This window comes from Pseudonocardia zijingensis (assembly GCF_042657305.1).
Taxonomy (GTDB): domain Bacteria; phylum Actinomycetota; class Actinomycetes; order Mycobacteriales; family Pseudonocardiaceae; genus Pseudonocardia; species Pseudonocardia zijingensis.
In genome coordinates this window covers 1-8,853 of the sequence record NZ_JBHSKO010000057.1, presented here as the reverse complement: position 1 = coordinate 8,853, position 8,853 = coordinate 1, and the positions used below count along the sequence as shown (strand labels likewise).

At 75.5% G+C, this 8,853-nt stretch carries 1 protein-coding gene; it reads right to left on the bottom strand.

Annotation, left to right across the window (positions count from 1 at the left end):
* A partial coding sequence (locus ACFPL3_RS41780; protein ID WP_379590995.1) for a trypsin-like peptidase domain-containing protein occupies positions 1-8,853 on the bottom strand: 8,853 nt, incomplete at both ends.

The following is an 8,853-nucleotide window of genomic DNA, read 5'->3' as shown; positions in this document are numbered from 1 at the left end:
CCACCCCCAGCGCCGCGTTCACCCCCATCCGCTTGCCGAACAACGCATTCACCAACAGCGACAGCCCACCCACACCCCACCCCGCGAACGCCAGCAACAACGTCGACGTGGCCGCCACCCCGTAGGTGGCGGCGATGTCGAACGTGGCGTACGTGGCCGCCATCGCCACCGTCATCCCCACACCCACGTGCAGGCCCAACAGCTCGCCCTGCCGGGCCCGCAGCCACCCGGTCAGCCCGCCACCCGTGCCACCCGGGTGCGCCCGTTCGCGCCACCAGCCGAGCAGGCGTCCGCCCGGCCCGACGCCGGCCGCCTCGCCCCCGGCGCGCACCCGGGCGCGCCACCACCCGAGGGCTGCGACCAGCACGCCGGCCGCGGCGAGCCACGCCACCAGCACGCCCGACGGGCCGGTCCGCCCGGGACCCGGCGTGGCCGGCGGCGCCGTGGGGGTGCGCTCCGGCGTCGCGGACGGGCTCGGCTCGGTGGGCCGGGGCTGGGTCGGTTCGGGCTGGGTCGGCTGCGGCTCCGTCGGCTGCGGCTCCGTCGGACGGGCAGCCGGTTTCCCGGGCACGGTGAAGATCTCGTCCGGGTGGATCAGGTCCGGGTCCCGGCGGGCCAGCACCTCGCGGTTGGCGTCGGCGACGTCCGTCCAGTCGTGCAGGCCGAAGCGGCTCGCGATCCGGGACAGGCTGTCCCACTCTGCGAACCGCTCTGGCTGGGTCTTCCACGTCGCGCCGGTCCCCTCCGGAGCGGTGAAGGGCAGGTTCGCGCGCAGCGGCGCGTTGTCGGACGCCGGTAGCGGTTCATCGCGCGGCGCCGCCTGGAGCGCGGCCCGGACCGCGGCCGCAGAGGTGCCGAGGCCGTCCGCCAACCGCGCCACGGTGTCGCCCGGCTGCGTCCAGACCTCGCGGCCGGAGCCAACCGGAGCCCGCGCCGGTGGCAGGTGGAGCTGCACCTGCTCCACGACGGCTGGGCCGGCCACGACCGGAGCGGACGCGACGGGAATCGCCCTCGGGGCAGGGTGGGCCTCCGCGCCGCTCGGTGTGGTCAGGCCGATGACCGCCGCGATCCCCAGTGCGGCCAGCCACCGGCCCGCGGCGTCCCGCAGCCCGAACGGGGCGAAGAACCGTGCCGACAGCAGCCGCGCGATCAACCGGGCCGAGTGCAGGCCGCCCCGCAGCCCGGTGTGCCGGTCGCCGGCCAGGTGGAAGTCGTGCTCCTGGGGGCTGCTCGACCGGACCCGCACGCCGGGGACGGGCACGAGCACGCCCGCCTCCGGACCGGCTTCGGGCAACACCTCGCCGCGCCGCCCGTCGTCACCCGAACCCGGCGCCCCGGACGGCATCCCCATCGGGGGCAGCACCATGGCCAACCCGCCTGCCGCGGTGAGCGCCGCGACACCGGCGGCGGCACCGATCGCGACACCCCCGGCCGCGACGGCGACGCGCAACAGCACGGAACGGCCGCGCGCCGAGCCCGCAGCGGCCAGCAGCGCAGGCAGCCGGCGCGACGCCGAGCCGGACGCCGTGGCCACCCGCCGCAGCGCCACGGCGGAGACGGCGACCCCGGCCGCGAAGCCCGCCACCACCGTGCCGGCGCCCGCCGTCGCGAGGGACGCGCCTGCGGCGACCCCGAGCCCGGCGAACACCCCGGGTCCCAGCACGGGGCGGAACACCGCGGGCAGCCACGACCACCGCGCGGTGCCGTCGCCGTACCGGGGCCGCAGCTCGTCGATGCCCGCCAGGACGTCGTGCAACCGGGCCAGCCGGGCCACGTCGAACGCGTCCCCACCCGCGATGACCTTCGCGAGGAGCGGCGACACGAGCAGGCGCGCCTCGGCCAGCCACCGGTAGCGGAGGTGGTCCGGAGCGCTGGGTGCCTGGCGCACCCACCCGGTCAGCGCCTCGGCCGCCGCCAGCCGCCCGCGCGCGGACCACAGCGCCGCGGGCGAACCCGCCGCGCGGACCAGCGCCCACCAGGCCCCGGCCCGGGCCCACAGCAGGCGGGCACCCAACCGGCCCGCGTCCAGCGCGTGCCGCAGCCCGGTGTGCCGGTCACCGGCCACGTGGAAGTCGCGCTCGTGCGCCAGCAGCCGCAGCCACCAGCTCGCGGGCAGCCGTCCCGCGGCGATGTGGGCGTCGGCCTCGGCGACGGTGTCCTCGAAGATCAGCACCACCCGCCGCTGGCCCCAGCCGAACGCGATCACGCCCTCGGCCCCCGCCGGGCGGTCGTTCGCCGCGACCACGCGGACGTCCACACCGGGCGGGCCGCGCGGCAGGTGCCTGAAGCGCTGCCGGTCCAGCACCACGGAGACCGCGTGCAGCCTGCCAGCCGAGCCGAGCATCGCCGCCCGCGCCGGCTCCTGCGGCCCGAGCGCCACCAGGCCACCGCCGGAGCTGCCGAGGCCGTCCAGCACAGGCCCGGCACGGCTCAGGAACGCCGCGATCAGCGCCGGGCCGACCAGGTGCAGCCGGCTGTCGTCCATCGGGCGGAAGGAGGCGATGCCCGCCAGGTGGTGGTTCGCATCGAACGCCGGCCCGCCCGACACTCCCTTGCCCAGCAGCACTGCGGCAGCCAGGTGGCCGGCCGGGGTGGCCGTGACCCGGCCTTGGGTGGTCAGCTCGTGGGCCTGCGGGAAGCCGGAGATCGCCACCCGCTCGCCGGGACGCACCGCGGTGGGCCGCACCGGCACCGCGGGTGCCTCGAGGCCGTCGACCGCCAGCAGCGCCAGATCGACGGTGCCCACGCCCGCGTGGTGGCCGAACCGGGCGACGGCGGCGGCCGCGCGATCCTGGTCGGTGCCGTACTGGGCGAGCGCCAGCGTGGTCCAGCCGCCCACCCGCGAACCGTTGACGACCAGCCGGCTCCTCCCGGCGTGGTGCTGCTGGTAGGCCTGCACGACGTGCAGGGCGGTGAGCACGTGCGCCGGCCGGCCGGGTGCGGCGGCGCGCACCACCACCCCGGTGCCGATCGTGGTGCCGCGGTCGGTGCCGACGTGCACGATCGAGCCCTCCGGGTACCCGGCGGTGAAGGCGGGGCCGTGGTCCGCGCCCGCGGCGACCGGGGACACCTCGAGCAGCAACTCCCGGCCCGCCCCCAGCCGGAGCGTGAGCACGTCGAGGACGCCGGTGGTCGTGCCGTCAGCGAGCCGCGCGACCGGAGCGCCTCGATCGATGCGGCGCAGCGTGAGCTCCCCGGAGCGAGCCACCGGGCCGGTGCCCGCCGACCACGTCTCGGCGAGCTGCGCCAGCGCCCGGGCGCGTACCTCGTTCGCACCATCGGTGATCAGCCAGGTGGCCATCTGCGCCGTCAACCGGTCGACGAAGTGGCCCAGGTTCGTCTTACCCCAGCCTTCGGCGGTCGCCTCGATCTGCCGGCCGTCCACGAGCAGCCGGCCGGCGGGGCCTGGCAGTTCGAGCGCGGGCCGGTCGTCCACGAGGGTGCCGCGGAAACCGGCATCCACCGCATCCCGGTCCACGGCGACGATGTCCGTGCCACCCAACTCGGCGGGGACCAGCAGGAGGTACGGCGAGGACCCGGCGGCGGCCAGCAGGGCGCCGTCCTCGATGCCCAGCTCGTCGCGCAGCCAATGCGGCGGCGCCCAGTCCCGGCCCGACCGGCCGATTGCCTGGAGGAGCCGGGCGGCGGTCGCCCGACGCCGTTCGTCGACGGCAAACGGGCGCACGGCCGGGCGGGTCAGGCGGGTCCGGGTCGGCTCGTCCTCCGTCGAGGGGACGGGTCCGGTGTGGCGGGCGGCCGGGTCGGTGGGGGCCGACTTGACGACGATGATCCGGCGCGGCTGCGTGATCGTCTCGACGAAGCCGCCGCCGAGGCGGCGCAACGCGTCGGTGATCTCCGGCAGGTGCGGCGCGACCCGCTCGCCGGTCTGGATGACCAGCACGCCACCCACGGCCAACGCGGCCATCGCCTCGGCGAGGACACCGATCTCCTGCCCGGTGAACGCGGTGTACGGGACCCCGGCGAACCACACCTCCCCGTACTGCTCCTCCGGCAGCGCAGCCGAACCGGGCCGAACCGCGGCCACCACCAACCGCGGGCCCGGCACGCCGGTGACGGTGGTGTCGGGTGCGCCGGCGTGCGCCCGGGCCCGCGCCACGAGGACGGCGCCGGCGATCGGGGTGGCGTGCTCGTCGTGCCGCTGCCCGGTGTGCTCCGCGCCGAGGAGGTGGAAGTCCCGCTCGTGCTCGAGCAGCCGGTTCCACCAGTCGACGGTCAGCCGCCCGGCCGCGATGTGTTCGAGGATCTCGGCGAAGACGTCCTCGAAGATCAGGACCTCACCCCGCCGCTGGTGACCGAACGCGATCACGCCCTCGGCCCCCGCGGGGCGCAGGCGTGCCGGCACCAGCCGAACCGGCACCGGCGGCCCGCGCGGCCGGCCCGGGTACCGCTCCGGGTCCAGCGGCGTCCCGCTGCCGTGCAGCCGCTCCGCGGCGTTCGACATCGCACGTCGCGCCGGGCCGGGCGGCCCGACCGCCACGAGGCCACCGGCATCCTCGGTGGTGCTCCCGCCGTCCAGCTCGCGCAGCGCGTCCTCCGCCCGGTCCAGGGCGGCGACGGCGTCCTCGTACGCCCGCTCGGCGTCCGCGACGGCGCCGGTGTAGCCGGCGAGCCGGGCCCGGACCTCGTCACCCGGCATCGGCAGCACCCCGGCCAGCTCCACGCCCGCCCCGGTGAGCAGCTCGTGCACCTCGGTGCCGGCCTCGAGCAGGATTCCGCGCAGCCGCGCCAGATTGCTCTCGAACGCGGCCTCGGGGTCGAGGGCGCGCGCAGCGAGGCGCAGGACGCTGATCTGGCGCTCGAGCTCGGCCAGCTCCACCAGGCGCTCCGCGAGCTCGTGCGGGGTCGGGTGGTGCCCGACCGCCAGCAAGCCGAGAGCGGCTTCCCGGTGGGCGTCCCCGGCCTGCGTGATCAACACGTCCAGGTCGACGTCGTTCCAGAGCAGCGCCTCGAGCGTGGTGAGGGTGGCGACAACGGTGTCGGCCCGCCACAGCCGCGCCGCCGTCGACTGCCGGGCGGTGCGCAACGCATCGCGCAGCTCGTCGAGTTCCCGCGCCCAGCGCTCGTCGGCGGCGTCGAGGACCGCGGCCAGCCGCTCGCCCGCCGCCCACGCCCGCAGGCGCGCCTGCACCAGGACGTGCAGACGCCGGGCCGGTTCCAGGTCGGGGAGCGGGCCCGGGTCGGCGAAGGCATCGCGAAGGGCGCGGTCGAGCTCCACGTACGCCCCGACCAGGTCGGCCCGCCCGCCCGGCGCGCCGAGCTGCAGCAGCGACACGTCGCCGTAGGCGGACAGCACCCGCATCCACGGCTGCAGCAGCTGGTGACCCAGTTGCACCAGCTCGAACGGGAGGTCGCCTGCGCGGCTCGCCGCGAGCTGCTGCCGCACGGCGCGGCGGATCGCGGTGACGGCGTCCTGCTCCTGTTCCGGCCCGTCGATCGTGGCGAGCCACAGCCCGGTCATGGCGTCACCGAGCGCCTCGTGGGCGGCCCGCAGCTCGGCGACGTCCTGCTCCGTCGCGGCCGACAAGCCCGCGAGCGCCGAGCGCAGCGCGACGACGTCGGCGTGCGTCCCCTCGGTGGGCACGGCGTCGGGGTCGGCCAGCAGGGCCAGCGTCTCGAGGTCGGCGTACCACTCGGGGTCGGCCCGCCGCATCGCGCGCAGGGCCGGCGCAAAGGCCGCCCAGCGCAGCAGCGCCGGGTGCCGGGTGGCGATCTGCACCGCCAGGTCGGTGGTGTCCGCCTGGCGCGCGGCGTCGGCGAGGGGGGCCACCCATTCGTCGGCGGCGGTCAGGTAGGCCTCGCCGCGCGTGGTAAGGGCGCCCGCGGCGGCGTCCTGCGCCTGCGCCAGGGCGTGGAACGCGGCGGCCGCGTCCGGCCGTGCGGCCCGCGCTTCGGCGAACCGGCGCAGCAGCTCGTCGTAGCCGGGCGGCCCGGTCCCGTCCGCCGCGTCGAGGGCGGAGCGCAGGAGGCCGTAGCGCTCGAGCTCGCGTGCCACCGGCTCGAGCACGACGACGAGCTGCTGCCCGAACCGGTCCGCCCACCCGAACCGCACGAGCCTCCGGACGATGTCCGCCGCCTCCCGCGGATCACCGCTCTGCGCCACCAGCTCGTCGCGCAGCACGTGGCGCGGCAGGAGCAGCACCGCCTGCCCGGAACGCGGCGACACGTCGGACGCGAACGGCATCAGCCCGAACGCGCTGACCACGTGCCCGCCGTGCGGCCCGGTCTCCCACAGCTCCTGCAGCGCCGCGGCCACCAGCCCGGCCTCCTCCGGGGTGAGCCTGCCGAGACCGGCGGACCGCGCCGCGGCCAGCTCGGCGGCGATCGGGGCGGCGTCCTGGTCGTGCCGGTGCCCGGTGTCCTCCTGCCCGACGAGGTGGAAGTCGCGCTCGTGCTCCAGCAGCCGGGTCCACCACTCGACCCCCAGCCGCCAGGCGCCGATGTGCTCGGTGATCTCCGCGAACGTGTCCTCGAAGATCAGCACCGCGCCGCGCCGCCGGTGCCCGAAGGCCACCACGCCCTCGGCTCCCTTCGGCCGCAGGTGCGCCGGCACGAGGAGCACCGGGACCTGCGGGCCACCGGGGTTGCGGCTCGCGTCCAGGGGAGTGGCTGCCCGGGCCAGCGCATCGGCCGCGCCCGCCATCGCCCGCAGGGCAGGCTCGGGCGGGCCCACTACGACGAGCCCGCCGGACGCGTTGCCGATCAGCGTGTCGAGCTCTACGACCACGGCTACGACCCGGCGTTCGGCACGGACGAGCCGGTGGTTCGGCACGGGACCGGTCCAGCTCTCGCGCCGCAGCTCGGACACCAGCGACTGCGCCTGATCGAGCTCGTGCAGCAGCCGGTTGCGTTCCCGGATGCGCAACGCGTCCCACCGGAACTGCGGGGTCCGGTCGAGCCGGCCGCGCACACCGGAGATCTCATCGGTCATGGCCGCCAGCCGCAGCTGGTCGGGCGGTGGGGCGCGTGTGCGCCGCGACAGCCAGAGGTCGAGCCGCGACACCGCGTAGAGGACGACCGGGCCGAGCCCCGCTGCCATGATCAGCTGCCACCAGTGGTCCGGCAGCAGGGTGAGCACGCCGAACGCCATCAGGCTGGCGTTGAGCACTCCGTTGGCCAGCGCGCCGCGCCGCGGCGCCAAGCGGCCGAGTTTGCCCTCGCTGATGAGGCCCAGGATCGTCAGGTAGCCCGAGGAGAGGGTCAGTGCGATCGCCGGGATGACCATCGGCGAGCTGTCGATGAACGCCAGCTGCGCGGTGAGCATCGCGTTGGCGAAGGTGATCACCGGCAGGGCGAACCGGTGCACGAGCTTGCGGATCAGCGGGTGGGCGCCCACGTCCCAGCCCGCCCAACCGGTGATCGCCGACGGGGCGGCCTGGCCGAGGAACAGCAGGTCCGCCAGGAGGAAGGCGCCGTTGACGGCCATGACGAAGCCGTCGGTGGTCAGGAGACCGTGGAAGTGCCCGAACGCGTTCACCACGAACGTCAGCGCCAGCGCCGTGTTCAGCAGCCGGCCCAGCACCCCGCCGTGCGGGTTCAGCCCGTGGAACGACTGCGCCTGCGCCCCCAACGCGTTCCCCGCCTTGTCCAGGTACTTCGAGAAGTCCTGGAGCGCCGTCTCGTACCGCATCCGCGCCGTTTCACCGGCGTCCGGAGCCAGCAGGAGCTGCTTCAGCACCACGACCCGGGCCATGGCCTTCTGCACCTGCAGCCCGAAATCGTCCAACTGCTGCCCGGTGGCGCGATCGAAGAACGCGTACGTGCGCATCGTCTTGCTCAACAGCCGGATCGTGCCGTCGTTGAACTGACCACGTTCGAGGATCGACTCCACCAGCACCCGCATCTGCTGGCTGTACACGCCGCGTTGCAGGTTCAGCGCACCGCGCACCGCGAACGCCACGTACCCGGCGGTGGTCGTGGTCAGCAGCGGCCACATCGTCCACCCGGTGACGGCGACCACGGCCGTGAACACCCCGGCGGCGATCGCGGTGTGCAGGAGCAAGCGGTTCCGCGTGCGCCCCCGCTCGACCGTGTCGTCGAGCCTCCGCAGCTCCGAGTCCTGGGTGAGCTCGAGCACCCGCCGCGCCCAGTCGGGGGTGGTCGCGTGCCCGGTCTGCCCGGCCGAGATCACGGCCTGCACCGTGTACGGGTCACCGGCGGCGTCGAGCAGGCCCAACTCGCCGGTGTGGGTGGCCGCGTCCAGCTCGAACCGCCGGGCGTGCTTGCGCGCGGTGCGGGCGGCGCGCCGGTCCTCGTGGGCGTTCTGGTGGTCGAACCACGAGGCGCGCAGCGCGGCGACGATCAGCCGCACCGAGAGCCTGCGCCCCGCCACGACTCTCGGCGTGACGGCGTTGTGCCAGCGGATCAGGCTCTGCACCTGCCGGTTGCGCGTGCCGAGCAGCATGGGGGAGCCGTTGACCGCGGTGCCGTCCGGCAGCAGGTAGTCCGGCCCGACACCGGCCGCCGTGGGCGTCAACGGCTGCGCCTCGAACCAGTCCCGGGCGATCTGGCGCCGCTGCTCGGTCAGGCCGAGCTCGTCGAACAGGGCATTCCACTGCCGCCGCGAGGTCGGATCCGACATCTCGTTGAACACCCACTGCTGGACGTCGCGCTGCGCGTCGGCCAACCGCATTTCCAGCACCCGGTAGCGGACGTTCGCCAACGCGTCCGCACCCACCTCGTCGCGGATCCGCATGAAGATCGGCTCCAGGTCGTGGTGATGGCGGAAGTACTGCGCGTTCGACTCCGGCTTCACCGCATCCGACCCGAAGATGAACCGGTCCGGGTGCAGGCGCACCAGCTCGATGAACCGGTCCAGGATCGGCGTCGAACCAT